This is a genomic window from Enterobacter sp. 3U4 (genome assembly GCF_057224565.1).
Genome location: NZ_CP136665.1, coordinates 2,497,252 through 2,520,396 on the forward strand (window position 1 = coordinate 2,497,252; position 23,145 = coordinate 2,520,396).

The window sequence follows — 23,145 nt, forward strand, 5'->3', positions numbered from 1 at the left end:
TGAAAGTTATAACCGCGAAAAAGCATTGTCCTGTCGCGGGGGAGCGACGAAATGACCCGGCCCGACCTCGCGCAGCGTCACGCGCTCCACGGCCTCGCCGCGTTTATGAATATTGCCCGGCATTTCATCCTGCAGCAGCACGCGCTGGCCGTGACGATGCGCCGGATCGGCGACCGGGACCGCCGCGATGAGCTTGCGGGTGTACGGATGCTGTGGGTTCTCAAACACCGCTCTTCGCGGTCCGATTTCCACGATTTGCCCCATAAACATCACCGCCACGCGATGGCTGATGCGCTCAACCACCGCCATGTCGTGCGAGATAAACAGGAAGGCGATCCCCATATCCCGCTGTAGATCCAGCAGCAGATTGATGATTTGCGCCCGGATAGAGACATCCAGCGCCGAGACGGATTCATCCGCAATCACCACTTTCGGGTTCAGCGCCAGCGCGCGGGCGATGCAGATACGCTGCCGCTGCCCCCCGGAAAACTCATGCGGATAACGCCAGGCGTGTTCTGCCTTCAGGCCAACGCGCTCAAGCAGCCAGGCCACGCGACGCTGCGCCGCCTCGCCGTCGAGCAGGTTATGCACTCGCAGCGGCTCCATGATCGAATACCCCACCGTATGGCGCGGATCGAGGGAGGCATACGGGTCCTGAAAAATAAACTGAATATCTCTCCGCACCGCCTGCAGCCTGCTGTCCGGAAGGGCGTCAATGCGCTCGCCGTTAAAGGTAATGCTGCCCTCCTGAGATTCCACCAGACGGAGCAACGCGCGCCCGGTGGTGGATTTACCGCAGCCGGACTCCCCCACCAGCGCCAGCGTTTCACCCGGCCAGAGATCGAAGCTGACGTTTTCCACCGCGTGCACTTCGCGCTTCACGCGGTTCAGTACGCCGCTGCGCAGCGGAAACCGGGTAACCAGATTGCGCACTTCAAGAATGGGCTTGCCCGGCACCACGGTGTCCTGCTCGCGCTCATCCTCCTGCGACTCAGACGCCTCGAGGGAAATCAGCGGAAAACGACGCGGCAGATCGCTGCCGTTCATCGCCCCAAGTCGCGGGACCGCCGCCAGCAGCGCTTTGGTGTAGGGATGCGCGGGCGCGTGAAAAATCTGCTCGACCGGGCCGGTTTCCACCGCGCTGCCCTTGTGCATCACCAGCACCCGATCGGCGATATCGGCGACCACGCCCATATCGTGGGTGATGAAAATCACCCCCATCTCCATCTCCTGCTGCAGCACGTTGATGAGCTGCAGGATCTGCGCCTGAATCGTCACGTCCAGCGCCGTCGTCGGTTCATCGGCAATCAGCACCGCCGGACGGCACGAGAGCGCCATGGCGATCATCACCCGCTGGCGCATGCCGCCGGAAAGCTGATGCGGATAGCGCCCCAGAATGGCCTGCGCCTCCGGAATGCGCACCAGCTCCAGCATGCGTCTCGCTTCTCTAAGTGCCTCATCGCCGCTCAGCCCCTGATGCAGGCGGATGGACTCGGCGATTTGTTCCCCGACCGGAAAAACCGGGTTCAGGGAGGTCATCGGCTCCTGAAAGATCATCGCAATATCCGCCCCGCGTACGCCCTGCATCTGCGAACCGCTTAGCTCATTTAAATCAATGACCTGACGGTTGCGGCGGCGCAGGAGCATTTTCTCGCTGCTGATTTGCCCGCCAGTCTGTTCCAGCAGGCGCATCAGCGCCAGCGCGGTGACCGATTTCCCGGAGCCGGATTCGCCAACAATCGCCAGCGTCTCGCCGCGCCTGAGCGTGAACGATAAATTCTGTACTGCGGGGATGAGTTGCCGCTCTTCCTGAAACGCAATATTGAGCTGATGGACAGCCAGCACTTCGCGGTTGTCCAGTTCTTCACTGTGCGGCACGCGCTGCCCCCTTATTCACGATAGATACCGGTGCTCGGCTCATCACCGGCATAGCCCCAGGCGCGGTACATGCCTTCGCTGTTGAACGGCAAAGCCACGTTGCCCTCACGATCCACCGCGATGAGCCCGCCGACGCCGCCCAGGGCAGGTAATTTCTCCATCACCACGCGCTCGCAGGCCTCGTTCAGGCTTAAACCGCCGTAATCCATCAGCGCGGTGATGTCGTAGGCCGCGAGGGCGCGGATAAACACTTCCCCGGTTCCGGTACACGACACCGCCGCCGTCGCGTTATTGGCATAGCAACCCGCGCCCGGCAGCGGGCTGTCGCCTACGCGTCCGGGCAGCTTGTTGGTCATCCCGCCCGTGGAGGTTGCCGCCGCGAGGTTGCCGGCTTTATCCAGCGCCACCGCGCCGACCGTGCCCATTTTGCTGCGCTCATCCAGCGGCGCAGTATGATCAAGCTGCGTCATGCCCGCCGAAAGGGCGTCCAGCAGCTGTTGATAGCGCGCTTCGGTGGAAAACAGATCCGGCGATACCGGCTCCATCCCGTGTTCGAAGGCAAACCTCTCCGCCCCGGCACCCGTCAGCAGCACGTGCGGGCTCTCTTCCATCACCAGACGCGCGGCCAGCACCGGGTTACGCAGGTGGCTGACGCCCGCCACGGCCCCCGCTTTCAGGGTGACGCCGTCCATCACGCAGGCATCCAGCTCGTGCGTTTCATCCCGGGTAAAGACCGAACCGATCCCCGCATTAAATAACGGGCACTCTTCCAGCAGGCGCACCGCCTCGGTGACCACGTCCAGCGCGCTTTCGCCCGCTTCCAGCATTCTCTGGCCCGTTTCCACAATGGCGTACAGCGCGTCGATATAGCGCTTTTCCTGCTCGGGACTGAGCTGTGCTCGGGTGATTGCCCCGGCGCCACCATGAATTGCGATTACCGCATTAACCATTCGCATCACCCGTTAGCCTGATTTGCGGCTTTTTCTATAAATATCATTATCGTCGACGAAACTTCAGATGATTTTTGAATATAGAAAGACGTAACTGTGATGTAAAGCGTACACCCATCGGGTCATACAGTTAGCCGCACTTTTCTGCCATAATGGACGCTTTCGTTGTTACTCCGCAGGAGCCCACCATGGATTTTACCGCCGGACTGATGCCGCTTGAGACGGCACTCACGCAGATGCTTGACCGAGTTTCCCCGCTGCATGACGTTGAGACGCTGCCCCTCGTGCGCTGTTTTGGCCGTATTGCCGCGCGCGATATCGTCTCTCCGCTTAACGTGCCGGGGTTTGATAACTCCGCAATGGACGGTTACGCGGTGCGCCTGGCGGATCTCCAGACGGGTAACGCCCTGCCGGTGGCGGGTAAAGCCTTTGCGGGCCAGCCTTTTAGCGGTGAATGGCCTGCGGGCACCTGCGTGCGCATCATGACCGGCGCGCCGGTTCCGGCTGGCTGCGACGCCGTGGTGATGCAGGAAGAGACTGAACAGACAGACGACGGCGTGCGCTTTACCGCGAACGTTAAAGCGGGCCAGAACATTCGCCGTACCGGCGAAGATATCACGCTTGGCGCGACGGTCTTTGCCGCCGGACAGAAGCTGACGGTGGGTGAACTACCGGTGCTGGCGTCGCTCGGCGTTGCTGAAATCGACGTTATTCGTAAAGTGCGCGTCGCCGTTTTCTCCACCGGCGACGAGCTGCAGCTTCCGGGCCAGCCGCTGCAGGACGGCCAGATTTACGATACCAACCGCCTGGCGGTACACCTGATGCTGGAGCAGCTGGGCTGCGACGTGATTAACCTCGGCATTATTCCTGACGATCCGGAAAAACTGCGCGCCGCGTTTATCGAGGCGGATAACGCTGCCGACGTGGTCATCAGCTCCGGCGGCGTCTCCGTGGGCGAAGCGGATTACACCAAAACCATCCTCGAAGAGCTGGGGGAAATCGCCTTCTGGAAGCTGGCGATCAAGCCGGGCAAACCGTTCGCGTTTGGCAAGCTCGCGCACGGCTGGTTCTGCGGCCTGCCGGGTAATCCGGTCTCGGCTGCACTCACCTTCTACCAGCTGGTGATCCCGCTGCTGGCGAAGCTTTCCGGCAACAAGGCAAACCCGCTGCCTGAACGTCAGCGCGTGCGCGCCGCCACGCGCCTAAAAAAATCGCCGGGTCGCCTCGATTTCCAGCGCGGCATTCTGGCGCGCAACGCGGACGGCGAGCTGGAGGTGAGCACCACCGGGCACCAGGGCTCACACATTTTCAGCTCCTTCAGCCAGGGCAACTGTTTTATCGTGCTTGAGCGCGAGCGCGGCAATGTGGAAGCAGGCGAGTGGGTTGAAATCGAGCACTTTAACCACCTGTTCGGAGGCTGACATGACGGTGGAGCTGAGCGACCCGGAGATGATGCGCTACAACCGCCAGATTGTGCTGCGCGGGTTTGATTTCGACGGCCAGGAAGCGCTTAAGGCGGCCAGGGTGCTGGTCGTTGGGCTGGGCGGGCTGGGCTGCGCCGCCGCGCAATACCTTGCTGCGGCGGGCGTTGGAAAAATGACGCTGCTGGATTTCGATACCGTATCGGTGTCCAACCTGCAGCGCCAGACGCTGCACAGCGACGCGACGGTTGGCCAGCCAAAAGTGGACTCTGCCCGCACGGCGCTGGCGCGCATCAACCCCAACGTTCAGTTCACCCTGATTGACGCCATGCTGGATGACGACGCGCTCTCCGCGCAGATTGCCCGGCACGACCTGGTGCTGGACTGCACGGATAACGTCGCCGTCCGTAACCAGCTCAACGCGGGCTGTTTTGCCCACAAAACCCCGCTGATCTCCGGCGCGGCGATCCGCATGGAGGGGCAAATCAGCGTCTTCACGTACGCCGAGGGTGAACCCTGCTACCGCTGCCTGAGCCGTCTGTTTGGCGAGAATGCGCTGACCTGCGTTGAGGCGGGCGTGATGGCGCCGCTCGTCGGCGTGATTGGCTCACTGCAGGCGATGGAAGCGATCAAAGTCCTGGCGCACTACGGCACGCCCGCAGCGGGGAAAATCGTGATGTATGACGCGATGACCTGCCAGTTCCGCGAGATGAAGCTGATGCGTAACCCGGGGTGTGAGGTTTGCGGAGGTTAAAGCAAACGGCAACCTTCAGGTTGCCGTTTTAGTGTTTGCTCCCTCTCCCTGTGGGAGAGGGTTGGGGTGAGGGCATCAGGCCACACCCGTCAGATCGACGTCCGTCCAAACGCACCCTGCCAGTCCTGCTCAAATTTCACGATCGCCGCATCCACGGCCGGAGAGGTAATAAACTGCTGCGCCACGTCCAGCGGCAGCGTGATGGACTCGCACCCTGCCAGCAGGCAGTCCAGCGCCTGACGCGGGGTTTTAAAGCTCGCGGCCAGCACTTTTGACTGCGGGGCATGCAGCGTCAGCAGCTGCTGTAATTCCACAACGGTCTGGATCCCGTCCCCGCCCTGCGCGTCCACGCGGTTAACGTAAGGCGCCACATACTCCGCCCCCGCCAGCGCGGACAGCATCCCCTGCGCGGCACCGTAAACCGCCGTGCCCAGCGTCGGGATCCCTTCTGCTTTCAGCATCTTGATTGCCGCCAGCCCTTCTGCGGTCACCGGCACTTTCACCACCAGATCGTTAATGATGGCGCGAAGCTTACGCGCGTCCTCCACCATCCCTTCGGCGGTGGTCGCCATTGCCTGAGCGAACAGACGGCCTTTACCGCCCATCGCGTCGTGCAGCGCCGGCAGCAGCTCGTCGAGCGGGATTTTGCCTGCCGCCACAATGCTTGGGTTGGTAGTCACGCCCGCCAGCGGGAAGATACGCGCCAGCTTTTTGACTGCCGCAACGTCAGATGTGTCGAGATAAAGTTCCATGATGTCACCCTCAAAATTAGCCTGCACTTACCCTATCACGACAAAACCTGCTCAAGAGTTGACCTGCATCAAAATAACTTTCACTCGAAAGTAATTTAATCTTCGTATGCAAGATGAGAGGCGAAAACATGATCTTCAATATTCAGCGTTACTCTACCCACGATGGCCCCGGTATCCGTACCGTGGTGTTCCTGAAAGGCTGCTCGCTGGGCTGTCGCTGGTGCCAGAACCCGGAAAGCCGCTCCCGCGGCCGGGACGTGCTGTTTGATGCGCGTCTGTGCCTGGACGGCTGCGACCTGTGCCAGAAGGCGGCACCGGGCTGCATCGAACGCGCGCTGAATGGCCTGGTCATCCACCGCGAGAAGCTGAGCGAAGAGACGCTTAACGCCCTCACCGACTGCTGCCCGACGCAGGCGCTGACCGTCTGCGGTGAAGAGCAGCAGGTCGAGGAGATTATGGCGACCGTACTGCGCGACAAACCCTTCTACGACCGCAGCGGCGGCGGGATCACCCTCTCCGGCGGCGAGCCGTTTATGAACCCCGAGCTGGCACAGGCCCTGTTTAAAGCCAGCCACGAACACGGGATCCACACCGCCGTCGAAACCTGCCTTCACGTGCCGTGGCACTATATCGAGCCGTCATTACCGTACGTCGATCTGTTTCTCGCCGACCTGAAGCACGTCGACGGTGGCGTTTTCAGGCAGTGGACGGACGGTTCGGCTAAGCGCATCCTGGAAAACCTGAAGCGCCTTGCCGCTGCCGGAAAAAAAATCACCATTCGCGTGCCGCTGATCCAGGGCTTTAACGCTGACGAAGCGTCCATAACCGCCATTACCAACTTCGCCGCCGATGAGCTCGGCGTCGACGATATTCATTTTCTGCCGTATCACACGCTGGGCATGAACAAATACACCCTGCTCGGCCAACCCTACTCTGCCCCTGACAAACCGCTGGATAACCCTGCCCTGCTGGACTTCGCGCAGCAGTACGCCTGCCAGAAAGGGTTAACCGCGACCTTACGAGGATAAATCTATGACAACCCTGAATCTCAACACCCTCAGCGAGCGTATTAAGGCACACAAAACGGCCCTGGTGCATATCGTTAAGCCGCCGGTCTGTACCGAGCGCGCGCAGCATTACACCGAAATGTACCAGCAGCACATGGACAAGCCGATCCCGGTGCGTCGCGCCCTGGCGCTGGCACATCACCTGGCCGAACGTACCATCTGGATCAAACACGACGAGCTGATTATCGGTAACCAGGCAAGCGAAGTGCGCGCCGCGCCGATCTTCCCGGAATACACCGTCTCCTGGATTGAGAAAGAGATTGACGACCTGGCGGACCGCCCGGGCGCGGGCTTTGCGGTGAGCGAACAGAACAAGCGCGTGCTGCATGAGATCTGCCCTTGGTGGCGCGGCCAGACGGTGCAGGACCGCTGCTACGGCATGTTCACCGACGAGCAGAAAGGCCTGCTGGAAACCGGCATTATCAAAGCCGAAGGCAACATGACCTCCGGCGACGCGCACCTGGCGGTGAACTTCCCGCTGGTGCTGGAGAAAGGTCTCGACGGCATGCGTGCGAAAGTGGCCGAGCGCCGCTCGCGTATCAACCTGACGGTGCTGGAAGACCTGCACGGCGATCAGTTCCTGAAGGCGATTGATATCGTGCTGGAAGCGGTGAGCCTGCACATCAAACGCTTCGCCGATCTGGCGCGCCAGATGGCCTCAACCGAAACCCGCGAAAGCCGCCGCGACGAGCTGCTGGCGATGGCAGAAAACTGTGACGTGATTGCCCACGAGCCGCCAAAAACCTTCTGGCAGGCGCTGCAGCTGTGCTACTTCATTCAGCTGATCCTGCAGATTGAGTCCAACGGCCACTCCGTCTCCTTCGCGCGTATGGACCAGTATCTTTATCCGTTCTACCGCCGCGACGTAGAGCTGAACCAGAGCCTCGACCGCGAACACGCCATCGAGCTGCTGCACAGCTGCTGGCTGAAGCTGCTGGAAGTGAACAAGATCCGCTCCGGTTCGCACTCGAAGGCTTCCGCCGGTAGCCCGCTGTACCAGAACGTCACCATCGGCGGTCAGAAGCTGGTTAACGGTGAGCCGATGGACGCGGTGAACCCGCTCTCCTACGCGATTCTTGAATCCTGCGGTCGCCTGCGCTCCACCCAGCCGAACCTGAGCGTGCGCTACCACGCGGGCATGAGCAACGACTTCCTCGACGCCTGCGTGCAGGTGATCCGCTGCGGCTTCGGGATGCCAGCCTTTAACAACGACGAAATCGTGATCCCGGAATTTATCAAGCTCGGCGTTGAGCGCGATGATGCCTACGACTACGCGGCGATTGGCTGTATCGAAACCGCGGTGGGCGGCAAGTGGGGCTATCGCTGCACCGGCATGAGCTTTATCAACTTCGCCCGCGTGATGCTCGCCGCGCTGGAAGGCGGCCGCGACGCCACCAGCGGCAAGGTATTCCTGCCGCAGGAGAAAGCGCTCTCCGCCGGAAACTTCGACAATTTCGAGGAGGTGATGGCGGCATGGGATACCCAAATCCGCTACTACACCCGCAAATCCATCGAGATTGAGTACGTGGTAGATACCATGCTGGAAGAGAACGTCCACGATATTCTCTGCTCGGCGCTGGTGGACGACTGCATCGAGCGCGCGAAAAGCATCAAGCAGGGCGGCGCGAAATATGACTGGGTCTCCGGCCTGCAGGTGGGCATCGCCAACCTGGGCAACAGCCTGGCGGCGGTGAAGAAGCTGGTGTTTGAGCAGGGCATTATCGGTCAACAGCAGCTGGCGGCGGCGCTAGCAGATGACTTCGACGGGCTGACCCACGAGCAGCTGCGCCAGCGCCTGATCAACGGTGCGCCGAAGTACGGCAACGACGATGACAGCGTGGACATGCTGCTGACCCGTGCCTATCAGACCTACATCGAAGAGCTGAAGCAGTACCACAACCCGCGCTACGGCCGCGGCCCGATTGGCGGTAACTACTACGCGGGCACCTCTTCCATCTCCGCGAACGTGCCGTTTGGCGCGGCGACGATGGCAACGCCGGACGGACGTAAGGCGCACACGCCGCTGGCGGAAGGGGCTAGCCCGGCTTCCGGTACCGACCACCTTGGCCCAACGGCGGTGATTGGCTCGGTGGGTAAACTGCCTACCGAGGCGATTCTCGGCGGCGTGCTGCTTAACCAGAAGCTGAACCCGTCGACGCTGGAAAACGACAGCGATCGCCAGAAGCTGATGGTGCTGCTGCGCACCTTCTTCGAGGTGCATAAGGGCTGGCATATTCAGTACAACATCGTCTCGCGCGAAACGCTGCTGGAAGCGAAAAAACATCCTGACCAGTATCGTGACCTGGTGGTGCGCGTCGCGGGCTACTCGGCGTTCTTCACCGCCCTGTCGCCGGATGCGCAGGACGATATTATCGCCCGTACTGAACATACGCTGTAACGGTGTATCCCCTAAGGGGAAATGCGCACGCTGATGCCCTCACCCCGGCCCTCTCCCACGGGGAGAGGGAGAAAACACTAAAAACGGCAACCTCGGTTGCCGTTTTGCTTTTACTTTCGAATGAAATTAAATTTGTGCTCCCCGTCACCTTGTTATTAGAATGTTTCAAAACGCAGTGACCCAGGAGCACAGTATGACCGTTAAAGTTATCGTCACCGATATGGACGGAACTTTTCTTGATGATGCCAAGCAGTACGATCGTGACCGCTTCCAGGCACAGTTTGAACAGCTTAAAGCCCGCGACATTGAATTCGTTGTCGCCAGCGGCAACCAGTATTACCAGCTCATCTCCTTCTTTCCGGAGCTGAAAGAAAGGATCTCCTTCGTGGCGGAAAACGGCGCGCTGGTGTTCGATCGCGGGGAGCAGATTTTCCACGGCGAGCTGACGCGCCATGAATCGCAGATCGTCATTGGCGAACTGCTGAAAGATAAAGGGCTGAACTTCGTGGCCTGCGGGCTGGAGAGCGCGTACATCAGCGATAAAGCCCCGGACGCGTTCGTGGCGCTGATGTCAAAGCACTACCACCGCCTAAAACGCATCAGCGATTACCGCGAAATTGACGACGTGTTGTTCAAGTTCTCCCTGAACCTGCCGGACAGCGATATCCCCAATCTGGTGGATAAGCTGCACGTCTCGCTGGACGGCATCATGAAGCCGGTCACCAGCGGTTTTGGCTTTGTGGATTTGATTATCCCCGGCCTGCACAAAGCCAACGGCATCAGCCGTCTGCTGAAACGCTGGAAAATCTCCCCGCAAGAGTGCGTGGCCATTGGCGACAGCGGCAACGATGCCGAGATGCTGAAGTTGGTGAAATATTCCTTTGCGATGGGCAATGCGGCAGAAAGCATCAAAGAAATCAGCCGCTACAGCACCGACGACAACAACCATCAGGGCGCGCTGAACGTCATTCAGGCCGTGCTCGACAACCACTCTCCTTTCGACGTCTGATCCTCTCTTCGCCGGAGCCTTGCTCCGGCTTCTCACTCTTTTTCCGTCCTGTGGCTTGCGTCAAGTTTCTAAACTTGCATTAACTTATTTTTAACTTAAAGTATCACTTGTAGACACTTTTACTTTCGAATGAAAGATGCGAGGCAGTTATGACCTTTACCAGTGAAACCTTGCCGGCGGATCACAAAGCGGCAATCCGTCAGTTGAAACGTGAGTTACGCGCGCAGATAGGCGACGTGCAGGCGGTGTTTAATAAGCTCAGCGACAAAATTGCCACCCGCGTGGCGGAAATTAACGCGCTTAAAAATAAAGGTGAATCCGTCTGGCCGGCGATCCCGTTTACGGATGTAAAAAACGGCACGATTACCGACGCGCAGCGCGACGCCGTTAAGCGCCGCGGCTGCGCGGTGATTAAAGGTCACTTCCCGCGCGAGCAGGCGCTGGCGTGGGATCAGTCGATGCTCGACTACCTCGATCTGAACAAATTTGACGAGGTGTACAAAGGCCCGGGCGATAACTTTTTTGGCACCCTGACCGCCTCCCGTCCGGAGATTTACCCGATCTACTGGTCGCAGGCGCAAATGCAGGCGCGTCAGAGCGAAGAGATGGCGCAGGTGCAGTCGTTCCTGAACCGTTTATGGACGTTCGAGAGCAACGGCAAGCAGTGGTTCGACCCGGACGTGAGCGTGATTTATCCGGATCGTATTCGCCGCCGTCCGCCGGGAACTACCTCGAAAGGACTCGGCGCACATACCGACTCCGGCGCGCTGGAACGCTGGCTGCTGCCGGCTTACCAGCAGGTCTTCGCCCGCGTGTTTGACGGCAACGTCGAGAAATACGATCCGTGGAACGCCGCGCACCGTACCGAAGTGGAAGAGTATACCGTCGATAACACCACCAAATGCTCGGTATTCCGCACCTTCCAGGGCTGGACGGCGCTGTCGGACATGATCCCCGGCCAGGGGCTGCTGCACGTGGTGCCGATCCCGGAAGCGATGGCGTACATTCTGCTGCGTCCGCTGCTGGACGACGTGCCGGAAGACGAGCTGTGCGGCGTGGCGCCGGGGCGCGTGCTGCCGGTATCCGAGAAGTGGCACCCACTGCTCATCGAGGCATTAAGCAGCATTCCGGCACTCGAGGCAGGCGATTCCGTGTGGTGGCACTGCGATGTGATCCACTCCGTCGCGCCGGTGGAAAATCAGCAGGGCTGGGGCAACGTGATGTACATTCCTGCCGCGCCGATGTGCGAGAAGAACCTCGCCTACGCCAAAAAGGTCAAGGAAGCGCTCGAAACCGGCGCATCACCGGGTGATTTCCCACGCGAAGATTATGAAAAGAGCTGGCAGGACCGCTTTACCGTGAACGATCTCAACATCCACGGCAAGCGCGCGCTGGGCATGGTCTAACTGTCGTACAGCCCTTCCCGCTCAACGGCGGTGCGTCGTTTCCCGTGACGTATCCGCCGTACCGACTCCCGGACGGTCAGCGTGCCGTTAAGCAGTAACGTTCCCACCGGCGCGTCCGGGCGCATCAGCCGCTGCTGGAGCATGTGTACCGCTTCCGTTCCCAGCTCGTCGCGGGGAACGTGCACGGCCGTTAATGGAACATCCTGAATTGCCGCCAGGTTAAATCCGTCGATGCTCATCACCGACACGTCCTGCGGCACGCGCAATCCGTGGTTTTGTAATGCGCTGATGGTACCCGCCGCCATAAAATCGCCGCCGACCAGAAACGCGGTTGGCAAATCCTTGCCCTGCATTTCGCTGAGCCAGCCGCTGACCACCTGTTCCGTTTCGCGCGCGCTGAAGCTGGGTACCACCAGCAGATCGCGCCTGTCGTTGAACATCAGGTTGTGAGACTGCCACGCGTCGCGGATCCCTGACAGACGCAGCTCCATCGTGTAGCGACGCAGGCACAGCACGCTCATCACCTCGCGGTGTCCCATCTCGAACAGATATTCCGCCGCTCGCTCGCCAATGGCGCGGTGATCCGGCGCGACGGCAGGCAGACGCATGTGCCGGTCGCGGCAGTTAATCAGCATGCAGGGTTTTCCGACGTCCACCGCCAGATCGTGGATATGCGGGTCGTCGATACCGAGAAGAATGGCGGCCTGCGTGTCCGACTCGTTCATGCGCGCCAGGAACAGCTGGGCGTCGCTGTCGTTCTCTTCCAGCGCGCAGTAGCGCAGGCGCACATCGTGGGAAGCAAGGCCTTTACTCACGCTCTGGATCACGCGGTAGTAAAAGATGTCGGACCGCTCGTCGAAGGCGCGCTGAGGAGCAAAAACCACCAGGCTATTGAGCAGCAGCCGTCCCGCCGCCATGCCCTCCATCACCCCCAGCTCCCGCGCGCACGCCAGCACCTTTGCGCGCGCCTTTTCGCTGGTATTCGCTTTCCCCGCCAGCACGCGCGACACGGTGCTGATCGAGAGCTGCGTGCGGGCTGCGATTTCGGTGATTTTTAGCCTTTTGTCCATTTTGTGATCTGGCTCCATTTGCGAAATGAAAAAATTTTCATAGCGTGTTTGTCAGGCATTAACTGACACAAATGCCATCTTGCCAGAGTCTTTACGTCAGTTATGAGAAATTTTGCACAAAATCGACTATTGCCCGCTCATTTTCTCCCTTAAGGTGAACTTGTCACACAACTTCCATACTAGTTGTATACCAACTTAAGCAGTTTAAACGGATAGAAATCAAAGGCATAAAAATCTGTGTGACACCTGAACCTCCGTCCCCTTACCGTCCGTCTTGTGGAGAGTAAAATGAGTCAGGACATCAATAACACCGTTGCGACAAGCAAAACCCGTCGCGTCATCAAGAACCTGCGCTGGTACGTGCTGGTGCTGTTCTTACTTGGCGTCACCGTTAACTACATTACCCGAAACTCGCTCGGGATCCTCGCCCCGGAACTGAAAGAGAGCCTTGGGATCACCACCGAGCAATACTCCTGGATCGTCGGTGCGTTCCAGATTGCCTACACCATTTTCCAGCCCCTGTGCGGCTGGCTGATTGACGTTATCGGCCTGAAGATTGGCTTTATGGTCTGCGCCGGGATCTGGGCGCTGATGTGTATTTTCCACGCGGGCGCCGGAAGCTGGCTGCACCTGGCGATTCTGCGCTTCTTTATGGGTGCTTCCGAAGCCGCCGCTACCCCGGCGAACGCCAAAACCATCGGTGAATGGTTCCCGAAATCAGAGCGTCCCGTTGCCGCTGGCTGGGCGGGCGTGGGCTTCTCTATCGGCGCGATGCTGGCTCCGCCTATCATTTACTTTGCTCACGCGTCTTTCGGCTGGCAGGGGGCGTTCATGTTTACCGGCGTGCTGGCGCTGCTGTGGGTGATCCTGTGGTGGGCGTTCTACCACAATCCGGAGCAGCACCCGAACCTGAGCAAGGACGAGCTGGCGTTTATCAAGCAGGATAACGAGCCGCCTGCCGTCAGACTGCCCTTCCTGACCGCGTTGAAAACCGTCTCGAAGAACAAGCGTTTCTACGGTATCGCCATCCCGGCCTTTATGGCGGAACCCGCCTGGGCGGTGCTGAGCTTCTGGGTGCCGCTGTACCTTGCCAAAGAGCACGGCATGGACCTGAAGCAGATTGCGATGTTTGCCTGGCTGCCGTTCCTCGCCGCCGACCTCGGCAGCGTGGCGAGCGGCTACCTGACGCGTCTCTATACCCGCCTGTTCGGCTGCTCCCGCGTGAACTCGGTCGTCGCCAGCTCCGTGACCGGCGCGTTCCTGATGATCTCGCTGGCCATCGTGGCCATTACCCGCGACCCGTATATCACCATCGTGCTGATCTCCATCGGCGGCTTCGGGCACCAGATCATCTCCTGCATGCTGAGCGCCCTGGTCGTTGAATCGTTCGACAAAGGCCAGATGGCGACAGTCAACGGCATGCGCGGCTCGGCGGCGTGGATCGCCAGCTTCCTGTTCTCCCTGTTAATCGGTGTGACCGCCGACAAAATTGGCTTTAACCCGCTCTTTATCGCCATGGGCTTCTTTGACCTGATTGGCGCTGTCTTCCTGGTAGCATTTATTGCTGAACGTCGCGCCAAGCGCGCCTGATAGTGGATGTATTGCATATGAAAACCCTGAAAAACTGGACCGTTGATACGCAGTCGGCAAACCATCTGGAACTGCTGGTCGATAACCAGCACCGCCTGTGCCTGTATGTGCTGGAAGAGAACCTGTTCCGCGTGCTGATCAAACGCAAAGGCGTGCTGGCGCTGGACCGCACCTGGAGCATCGCCCCGGAACAAGACGTGCCGTGGGAAGGTCGCCGTCGTGACGATATTAGCGGCTTCACCTGCCCGGCCTGGACGCTGACGCAGCAGGATGACACGTTAACCGTGGCAACCGAACAGCTGCGCGTCACCGTGCACCAGCCGCTGTGGCTGGAGTGGCACTACCGCAATGACGCGGGCGAGTGGCAGCCGCTGGTCAACGACCGTCCCACCAGCGCCTACCTGCTGAACGCCCACGGCGACGGCGTGGCGCACTACCTGAGCCGCCGCAAGGACGAGCGTTTCTACGGCCTGGGTGAGAAAGCGGGCGATCTGCAGCGCAACGGCAAACGCTACGAGATGCGCAACCTCGATGCCATGGGCTATAACGCCGCCAGCACCGACCCGCTGTACAAGCACATCCCGTTCACTATCGCCCGCCGCGATGACGTGAGTTACGGCCTGTTCTACGACAACCTGAGCAGCTGCTGGCTGGATCTGGGTAACGAAATCGACAACTATCACACCGCCTATCGCCGCTGGCAGGCGGAAGCGGGCGATATCGACTACTACATCTTTACCGGCAGGCGCGTGCTGGACGTCACCAAAGCCTTTGTGCGCCTGACCGGGAAAACGCTGTTCGGACCGAAATGGAGCCTGGGCTATAGCGGCTCGACCATGCACTACACCGACGCGCCGGACGCGCAAAACCAGCTGATGAACTTCATCCGCCTGTGCGAAGAACACGCCATTCCGTGCGACTCGTTCCAGCTCTCGTCCGGCTATACCTCCATCAACGGCAAGCGCTACGTCTTCAACTGGAACTACGACAAGGTGCCGCAGCCGAAGGTGATGAGCCAGGCGTTCCACGACGCGGGATTGAAGTTGGCCGCAAACATCAAGCCGTGCCTGCTGCAGGATCATCCGCGCTATCACGAAGTGGCGGAAAGCGGCCTGTTCATTCGCGATTCAGAAACCGATGCACCCGAACGTTCCAGCTTCTGGGATGACGAAGGATCGCACCTCGACTTTACCAACCCGCAAACGGTGCAGTGGTGGCAGAACGGCGTCACCACGCAGCTGCTGGAAATGGGCATCGACTCCACCTGGAACGACAACAACGAGTATGAAGTGTGGGACGGGGAAGCCCGCTGCTTTGGCTTCGGCAAAGAGATCGCCATCAAGCACATTCGCCCTGTGATGCCGCTGCTGATGATGCGCGCCTCGCTGGAAGCGCAGCAGCGATTTGCGCCGGAAAAACGTCCGTATCTCATCTCCCGCTCCGGCTGCGCCGGGATGCAGCGCTACGTTCAGACCTGGAGCGGCGACAACCGCACCAACTGGGACACCCTGCGCTATAACATCCGCATGGGGCTGGGCATGAGCCTGTCCGGGCTGTTCAACGTCGGCCATGACGTGGGCGGTTTTTCCGGCGATAAGCCGGACGCCGAGCTGTTCGTGCGCTGGGTGCAGAACGGCGTGATGCACCCCCGCTTTACCATTCACTCGTGGAACGATGACCACACGGTGAACGAACCGTGGATGTATCCGGGCGTCACGCCTGCCATTCGCGGCGCGGTTGAGCTGCGCTACCGCCTGCTGCCGTATCTCTACACCCTGCTCTGGCAGGCGCACGCCGACGACGAGCCGATGCTGCGCCCGACCTTCCTCGACCACGAGCACGATGCGCAGACCTTCGAAGAGTGCGATGACTTCCTGCTGGGCCGCGACCTGCTGGTCGCCAGCGTCGTCGAAGCCGGGCAGCGCGAGCGCCGCGTCTGGCTGCCGGATAACGCCACCGGCTGGTACGATTTTTACACCCACGCGTGGTTCGCTGGCGGCCAGTCGATCGTTCTCGACGCGCCGCTGGAAAAACTGCCGCTGCTGGTGCGCGCCGGAGCCGGCCTGCCGTTGAGCGAGCGCATCACGCATGTAAATGCCGAAAAAGATACCACCCGCGAGCTGAAGCTGTTCCCGGTGAAGGGCGTCGGCACAACCTCCGGCATGCTGTTTGAAGACGACGGCGAAAGCTGGGGCTACCAGAACGGCAATGCGCTGTGGGTGGAATGGGAAATGGTGTGCGATGGCGCAACCATCAACCTGAAGGTCAACGCGCGTGGGGATTATCGTCCGGCGTGGAAAGCGCTTAAGGTGTCGCTGCCTGTAGGGGAAAAACGTACGCTGCGGGTGAACGGGGTTGAAGGGAGCGAGTGGGTGCTGTAGTGCGGCCTGATGCCCTCACCCTGGCCCTCTCCCACAGGGAGAGGGAACAGAACGTAGGCCGGGTAAGGCGAAGCCTCCACCCGGCTTTTTTTTAGCCGTCGATACCTTTGCTGCGCAGGTAATCTTCGTAGTTACCGGTGAAGTCCACCACGCGCTCTGGCGTAATTTCGATCACGCGGGTCGCCAGGGAGCTGACGAACTCACGGTCGTGAGAGACGAAGATCAGGGTGCCCTGATACATCTCCAGCGCCATGTTCAGGGATTCGATAGATTCCATGTCCAGGTGGTTGGTCGGTTCGTCCATCACCAGGATGTTTGGTTTTTCCATCATCAGCTTGCCGAACAGCATGCGACCCTTCTCACCACCGGAAAGTACTTTTGCGGGCTTTTTGATGTCGTCCTGGCTGAACAGCAGACGACCCAGAATGCTGCGCACCGCCTGCTCGTCGTCGCCTTCCTGCTTCCACTGGCTCATCCAGTCAAAGACGGTCAGGTCATTTTCGAACTCGTACTCATGGTCCTGCGCGTAATAGCCAATCTGCGCGTTTTCAGACCACTTCACGGTGCCGTTGTCCGGCTGCAGTTCGCCCACCAGGGTTTTCAGCATGGTGGATTTACCCACGCCGTTGGCACCCAAAATGGCAATCTTCTCGCCCACTTCCAGCAGCAGGTTGAATTTTTTAAACAGCGGGCCGTTCTCAAAGCCTTTTACCAGGGCTTCCACTTCCAGCGCGTTACGGAACAGTTTCTTATCCTGCTCGAAGCGGATGAACGGGTTCTGACGGCTGGAGGCTTTGACTTCGTCCAGCTTGATTTTGTCGATCTGACGCGCACGCGACGTCGCCTGACGCGACTTAGAGGCGTTGGCGCTAAAGCGGCTGACGAAGGACTGCAGGTCAGCAATCTGCGCTTTCTTCTTGGCGTTATCCGCCAGCAGACGCTCGCGCGCCTGGGTGGCAGCCGTCATGTATTCGTCGTAGTTGCCCGGATAAACGCGCAGCTCGCCGTAGTCCAGATCCGCCATGTGCGTACAGACCATGTTCAGGAAGTGACGGTCGTGCGAGATGATGATCATGGTGCTGTCGCGATCGTTCAGCGTCTGCTCCAGCCAGCGGATGGTGTCGATGTCCAGGTTGTTCGTCGGTTCATCGAGCAGCAGGATGTCCGGGTTAGAGAACAGCGCCTGCGCCAGCAGCACACGCAGCTTCCAGCCTGGCGCGACTTCGCTCATCGGGCCGTAGTGTTGTTCTACCGGAATGCCGACGCCGAGCAGCAGCTCGCCCGCGCGCGCTTCCGCAGAGTAACCGTCCATCTCGCCATACTGCGTTTCCAGGTCGGCCACCTTATAGCCATCTTCTTCGCTCATTTCGGCCAGCGCATAGATGCGATCGCGCTCCTGCTTCACTTCCCACAGCTCCGCGTGCCCCATGATCACGGTGTCGAGCACGGTGAACTCTTCGAAGGCGAACTGATCCTGACGCAGCTTACCGATGCGCTCGTTAGGATCGAGCGACACGTTGCCGAGGGTCGGCTCCAGGTCACCGCCGAGGATCTTCATAAAGGTGGATTTACCGCTACCGTTGGCACCAATCAGGCCGTAACGGTTGCCGCCGCCAAATTTGACGGAAATGTTTTCGAACAGCGGCTTACTGCCAAACTGCATAGTGACGTTGCTGGTAACTAACACGGAGAGATTCCTGCGAAAAGTGTGATAAACACGGCATTATGCCACAATTCCGAATTGAGATCCCGTGTTGCGGCAATCCACTAAACTTTAACAAAATCGAAAAAAATGTGATTTCGTACACATCTGAATTCCCTGTGAGCGGGAATGCACATATAATGCGCTCCCATCACAGATTCAGACTTATCAACTCATCGCCTGAATGGCTTAGATACCTCGCACAACATGAACATGAAATTAACAGCGCTTTTTGCGGCGGCGTTAGCCGTAGTAGGTTTTTGTAAGACCGCGTCTGCGGTGACGTATCCCCTGCCGACCGACGGAAGCCGTCTGGTGGGTCAAAACCAGGTGGTGACGGTTCCTGAAGGTAACTCTCAGCCGCTGGAGTATTTCGCGGCGCAGTACCAGCTGGGTCTGTCTAACATGCTGGAAGCGAACCCGGGCGTTGACCCGTACCTGCCGAAAGCAGGTACCGTGCTGAATATCCCTCAGCAGCTGATCCTGCCGGATACCGTTCATGAAGGTATCGTGATCAACAGCGCCGAAATGCGTCTGTATTACTACCCGAAAGGCACCAACACCGTGATCGTGCTGCCAATCGGTATCGGCCAGCTGGGCAAAGACACCCCAATGAACTGGACCACCAAAGTTGAGCGTAAGAAAGCGGGCCCGACCTGGACGCCGACGGCTAAAATGCACGCGGAATATATCGCTGCGGGCGAACCGCTGCCAGCCGTTGTGCCGGCAGGCCCGGATAACCCGATGGGTCTGTATGCTCTGTACATTGGTCGTCTGTATGCGATTCACGGCACCAATGCCAACTTCGGTATCGGCCTGCGCGTGAGCCACGGCTGCGTGCGTCTGCGTAACGACGACATCAAGTTCCTGTTCGAAAACGTGCCGGTCGGTACGCGCGTGCAGTTCATCAACGAACCGGTGAAAGCAACGTCTGAACCAGACGGCAGCCGCTACATCGAAGTGCACAACCCGCTGTCCACCAGTGAAGACCAGATCAACAACAACGAAGTCGTTCCTGTTACGCTGAACAGCGCGGTACAGGCGGTAACGTCTCAGCCAGATGTTGAAACGGCGATTGTTGACCAGGCCATTCAGAACCGTTCCGGTATGCCGGTGCGTCTGAACTAATCACGCGTATTAAAAAAGCGGGCCTCGTTGCCCGCTTTTTTTTACCCGTTATTCACGATCACAATCCCGCCGTGGTCGTACCGATAGTGACAGTGGGCATACTCCAGCGGCGTGCCATCTTCCAGATAAATGACCTGCTCCACCTCCAGCACCGGATCGGTTTCTTCGCAGACCAGATGCTCTCTGTCCAGCGCGCTGGGCTTAAGCGCCCGCACCACCCGGTATGACCCCATAATTTTCAGCCCCAGGGTCTCCTGAACGTACTGAAATACCGAACCTTCAAGATGGTTTTTCGTCAGGCCCGGCACCAGATTCATCGGCATCACCGTGGAATCCAGCGACATCGGTTCGCCGTTCAGCAAACGCAGGCGAATGAAGTCGTAGATCGGCGCATCGGCGTTAATCATCAGCGACGCCTGCTCTTTTTCGTTCGGGAAGCGCAGTTCGAAATGCACCACCTGACTCGTGACCTTACCCAGATGCGCCCAGGTTTTGGTCGCGCCAAAGTAGTCGCTGCCGGAGAGATCCCACTGCGAAAGCTGGAGGAAGTTTTTGCGGATGAACGTGCCCTGGCCCTGGCGGGTATAGACCAGCCCTTCGACGATCAGCTGGCGCATTGCCTGCTGGATGGTCATCCGGCTGGTGCTGAACTCCGCCGCCAGCGCAAACTGGTCCGGGAGCGGTTCATGGGCGGCGTACTGCTGGCTGATAATGCGTTTCTTGATTTCCCGCGCTATGGTGATGTACTTCGCCGCCATCGTCCTTCCTTTCTGTTAGTTTTCTATCCCGCTGTTTTTCAAGGCCACTCGCTCGGCAATTTTGAGGAAAGGCAGGTAGAAGAATACACCAAATACGATGATTGCCAACTGCACCACCACCGCCCGCCAGTCTCCCGCCGTGGCCAGCCAGGCGCTGAGAATCGGCGGCGTGGTCCACGGGATCATCACCACGCAGCGCGACATTAACCCCAGCGTGGTACAGAGCCAGGCGAAGTAAATGCCTATCGCAGGCAGCAGCACGAACGGGATCATCAGCGGCAGGTTAAACACGATCGGCAGGCCAAAAATCACCGGCTCGTTGATGTTAAACAGGCCCGGCGCCAGCGACAGACGCGCCACCTGCTTAGCCGACTGTTGTCGGGAGAAGATAAAGATGGCGATCAGCAGCGATATCGTGCTGCCCGTCCCGCCCACCATGCCAAAGGTCGGCACGAAGATGTTGTTGATGATGTGCGGAATGGGCTGGCCGTTGGCGAAGGCAAGCATGTTCTCGTTGGTATTGATCAGCAGGAACGGCTCCAGCACCACGCTGTTGACCACCGACTGATGAATGCCGAGCGTGAAGAGGAAGTTGCCGAAGCTGTAGATGAAAATCGTCCCCGGCAGGCTGGTGTTGATCAGCCGCAGCGGCTGCTGGATAAAGGTCGTAATGAGATGGATCAGGTCCGTATGCAGCACGTTTGCCAGCACAGCCGCCAGCACCGCGAACAGGGATAGCGTGAGAATGGTCGGGATAAGCGCGGTAAAGGATTTGCTCACCGCCGGAGGCACGTTTTCCCCGAGGGAAATGTGCAGCGCCTTCAGGCGCGAGATGGCGATAAACAGTTCCGTTGAGAGCAGCCCGATCAGCACCCCGGCGAAAATCCCGGTGGAGCCGATATTGGCGAAGGTCAGCACCTGCGTCACGCTGACCGCAGCGTCGCTGCCGACGGGCGTAATCTGTAAGCGCATCGGCATCATAATGATAAAACTGCTGACGGCGATAATCACTGCCGAGACCGGATTGTCGAAATCTTTGTTGCGCGCCAGCGACCAGGCAATCATCGGCGCCAGCAGCAGCGCGGCAATGTTCAGCGTGCCGTTGATAATCGCCTCGCCCCACACTTTGAAATGTGCCAGCGTATCGCCGTGAAAGATCCACGGAAACACCACGTTGTTCACCAGCACCGCCAGACCGGCGAGGATGAAAATGGGCATCACCGTGGCGAAGGCGTCGCGCAGGGAGCGAAGGTGCACCTGGTTTGCCAGGCGCGCCGAGAACTCGACAAACTTATCGACAAAGGACTGCATGTGCGGTGTGATTTTTGTTTCAGACATAGCGGAGTGTTCCCATCAATCAGTCACAAAAACGGCCCGGCAGCGTACGGCTTACATCTCGCGCCCGTTGGTATGGATAACCTGTTTTAACCACGCGTAGCTCTTCTTCGGCACGCGCCTGAGGTCTTTCAGGTCGTGGTTTTCCCGGTTGACATAGACCACGCCGTAGCGCTTACGCATGTCGCCCTGGGAGCTGAGAATGTCGATCAGCCCCCAGCCGAGGTAGCCAATGACCTCTGCCCCATCCTCGAACATCGCCTCCTTCATGGCCTCGATATGCGCCCGGTGGTAATCGATGCGGTAGGTGTCCTCAATCGGGTTCACCCCGTCCCAGGACTCAATCACCCCAATGCCGTTCTCGATCGGGAACACAGGCAGGCGCCAGTCGTTGGCGTAGCGGGTGATGATGGTGCGGAAGCCCAGCGGATCGATCTGCCAGTTCCACTCGGTAGCCTTCAGGTACGGGTTATTTTTCTCACCGTGCAGCAGGTAATAGTTCACCGGCGTGCCTTCCGGGATCGCATCGCTGTCCAGCGTTTTACTGGCGTAGTAGCTGAAGGCCATATAATCGTTTCTGGTGCGCGCCAGCAGCGCGAGATCGTCTTCGCGGTAGATATCGCCAAAGCCCTCCTGCTCCACCACCGCCATCACCGCCGGGCTGTAGCCCTGCCCTGCGAAGACGCGCAGCAGGTTCTGGTTGAGGAATTCGTCATACTGCTGGGCGCAGAAGATATCGCGCGGTTTGCAGGTGGCCGGGTAGATCAGCTGGTGCGCCAGCATGCCGCCCATCAGCTGGCCCGGTTTCGTCTGGTGCAGGTATTCGGTCAGCGCCATGTGCGCCACCATCGTATGGTGCTGCAGCTCGTACAGCTCGCGCAGGGTTTTCTCGCCTTTCATATAGCCGGAAATACGGAACGCTTCCGGCATATGGAAGATGTTCTGCTCGTTGAAGGTCAGCCAGTACTTCACGCGGTCGCCATAGCAGTCGATCATCTTTTTGCCGTAGCGGATAAAGGCGTCCATCACGCGGCGGTCGTTGAAGCCGTTGTACTCCTGCGCCAGCGCGAGCGGCATATCGAAATGGTACAGGCAGATCATCGGCTCGATGCCGCGGGCAATCAGATCGTCAATAAAGCGGTCATAAAAAGCGATGCCTTCGTCGTTGAACGGGCCGTCGCCCTGCGGGCAGACGCGGCTCCACGAGATCTGGAAGCGGTAGCAGTTCATGCCCAGATCCTGCATCAGGTCGAAATCCTCCCGGTAGCGGTGGTAGGAGTCGGTCGCCACTTTCCAGTCGGAGACGTTCTCCCCGGCTTCGCGAATGTCGTACACCGACATCCCTTTCCCGCCCTCGTTCCAGGCCCCTTCCGTCTGCATGCTGGACACCGAGTTGCCCCATAAAAAGTTGGCCGGCAGCTGATTGTTCATGTTCCCTCCCTATATGACTAGTCATTTAAAATATCATGACTAGTCATATAGGCGAGAATGAAAGGACGATCAAAGAGGAGGATCGTTTTTTGTGAGCAATGCGGGAAAAAAAGCC

At 59.2% G+C, this 23,145-nt stretch carries 17 protein-coding genes; 9 read left to right on the forward strand and 8 right to left on the reverse strand.

The genetic code is table 11. From position 1 onward, the window contains the following. Window positions 1–6: 6 nt before the first annotated feature. A complete protein-coding gene (gsiA, locus tag RVY89_RS11950; protein ID WP_484825424.1) occupies window positions 7–1,878 on the reverse strand; it encodes a glutathione ABC transporter ATP-binding protein GsiA in 1,872 nt (623 codons plus the stop codon). A gap of 11 nt (window positions 1,879–1,889) precedes the next feature. Continuing rightward, on the reverse strand, window positions 1,890–2,828 hold the full coding sequence (gene iaaA, locus RVY89_RS11955; RefSeq protein WP_484825425.1) for a beta-aspartyl-peptidase: 939 nt from the start codon (window positions 2,826–2,828) through the stop codon (window positions 1,890–1,892). Window positions 2,829–3,016: 188 nt separating this feature from the next. Between iaaA and moeA the strand changes: the two genes are divergently transcribed. Together moeA and moeB are read left to right on the forward strand one after the other, a co-directional pair. Then, a complete protein-coding gene (gene moeA, locus RVY89_RS11960) occupies window positions 3,017–4,249 on the forward strand; it encodes a molybdopterin molybdotransferase MoeA (protein ID WP_484825426.1) in 1,233 nt (410 codons plus the stop codon). Between the two features lies 1 nt (window position 4,250). Then, the gene (gene moeB / locus RVY89_RS11965; RefSeq protein ID WP_484825427.1) at window positions 4,251–5,003 is read left to right on the forward strand and encodes a molybdopterin-synthase adenylyltransferase MoeB; all 753 of its coding nucleotides are present in this window, start codon (window positions 4,251–4,253) and stop codon (window positions 5,001–5,003) included. A gap of 89 nt (window positions 5,004–5,092) precedes the next feature. On the opposite strand, the gene fsa is transcribed toward moeB, so the two are convergent. After that, window positions 5,093–5,755 carry a fructose-6-phosphate aldolase gene (gene fsa, locus RVY89_RS11970; protein ID WP_484825428.1) on the reverse strand — a complete coding sequence of 221 codons (663 nt, stop codon included), beginning with the start codon at window positions 5,753–5,755 and terminating at the stop codon, window positions 5,093–5,095. A 128-nt stretch (window positions 5,756–5,883) separates the two neighbouring features. Between fsa and RVY89_RS11975 the strand changes: the two genes are divergently transcribed. The 4 genes from RVY89_RS11975 to RVY89_RS11990 all read left to right on the forward strand — a co-directional run bounded on the left by RVY89_RS11975 (window position 5,884) and on the right by RVY89_RS11990 (window position 11,635). Then, a complete protein-coding gene (locus tag RVY89_RS11975) occupies window positions 5,884–6,783 on the forward strand; it encodes a glycyl-radical enzyme activating protein (protein WP_484825429.1) in 900 nt (299 codons plus the stop codon). 4 nt (window positions 6,784–6,787) lie between these two features. Next, entirely contained in the window at window positions 6,788–9,220 is a 2,433-nt protein-coding gene (locus RVY89_RS11980) for a formate C-acetyltransferase/glycerol dehydratase family glycyl radical enzyme (protein WP_484825430.1), read from the forward strand. A 193-nt stretch (window positions 9,221–9,413) separates the two neighbouring features. Continuing rightward, on the forward strand, window positions 9,414–10,229 hold the full coding sequence (locus RVY89_RS11985; protein ID WP_484825431.1) for a Cof-type HAD-IIB family hydrolase: 816 nt from the start codon (window positions 9,414–9,416) through the stop codon (window positions 10,227–10,229). A gap of 149 nt (window positions 10,230–10,378) precedes the next feature. Next, window positions 10,379–11,635: a DUF1479 domain-containing protein gene (locus RVY89_RS11990; protein ID WP_484825432.1), complete on the forward strand. Its 1,257-nt coding sequence runs from the start codon at window positions 10,379–10,381 to the stop codon at window positions 11,633–11,635. Here the strand turns inward: RVY89_RS11990 and RVY89_RS11995 are convergent. Further along, on the reverse strand, window positions 11,632–12,705 hold the full coding sequence (locus tag RVY89_RS11995; protein ID WP_484825433.1) for a LacI family DNA-binding transcriptional regulator: 1,074 nt from the start codon (window positions 12,703–12,705) through the stop codon (window positions 11,632–11,634). The two genes, RVY89_RS11990 and RVY89_RS11995, sit on opposite strands and share 4 nt — an antisense overlap. A gap of 288 nt (window positions 12,706–12,993) precedes the next feature. On the opposite strand from RVY89_RS11995, the gene RVY89_RS12000 reads away from it, so the two are divergent. Then, entirely contained in the window at window positions 12,994–14,295 is a 1,302-nt protein-coding gene (locus RVY89_RS12000; protein ID WP_484825434.1) for an MFS transporter, read from the forward strand. A gap of 17 nt (window positions 14,296–14,312) precedes the next feature. Then, window positions 14,313–16,676, forward strand: a complete 2,364-nt coding sequence (locus RVY89_RS12005) for a glycoside hydrolase family 31 protein (RefSeq protein WP_484825435.1) — start codon at window positions 14,313–14,315, stop codon at window positions 16,674–16,676. Window positions 16,677–16,767: 91 nt separating this feature from the next. Here the strand turns inward: RVY89_RS12005 and RVY89_RS12010 are convergent, their stop codons facing one another. Further along, window positions 16,768–18,363, reverse strand: a complete 1,596-nt coding sequence (locus RVY89_RS12010; protein WP_484825436.1) for an ABC-F family ATPase — start codon at window positions 18,361–18,363, stop codon at window positions 16,768–16,770. 222 nt (window positions 18,364–18,585) lie between these two features. On the opposite strand from RVY89_RS12010, the gene ldtB reads away from it, so the two are divergent. Continuing rightward, complete coding sequence (gene ldtB, locus RVY89_RS12015) at window positions 18,586–19,506, forward strand: L,D-transpeptidase (RefSeq protein ID WP_484825437.1); 921 nt, start codon at window positions 18,586–18,588, stop codon at window positions 19,504–19,506. A 41-nt stretch (window positions 19,507–19,547) separates the two neighbouring features. Here the strand turns inward: ldtB and RVY89_RS12020 are convergent, their stop codons facing one another. Genes RVY89_RS12020 through RVY89_RS12030 form a run of 3 tightly spaced genes read right to left on the reverse strand, consistent with a single transcriptional unit; the run spans window position 19,548 to window position 23,030 of the window. Beyond that, complete coding sequence (locus RVY89_RS12020) at window positions 19,548–20,264, reverse strand: GntR family transcriptional regulator (protein WP_229225557.1); 717 nt, start codon at window positions 20,262–20,264, stop codon at window positions 19,548–19,550. 15 nt (window positions 20,265–20,279) lie between these two features. After that, on the reverse strand, window positions 20,280–21,602 hold the full coding sequence (locus RVY89_RS12025; protein ID WP_484825438.1) for a PTS sugar transporter subunit IIC: 1,323 nt from the start codon (window positions 21,600–21,602) through the stop codon (window positions 20,280–20,282). Between the two features lie 51 nt (window positions 21,603–21,653). After that, window positions 21,654–23,030 (reverse strand): glycoside hydrolase family 1 protein, encoded by a 1,377-nt coding sequence (locus RVY89_RS12030; protein ID WP_484825439.1) that lies wholly within the window; start codon window positions 23,028–23,030, stop codon window positions 21,654–21,656. Window positions 23,031–23,145 lie beyond the last annotated feature (115 nt).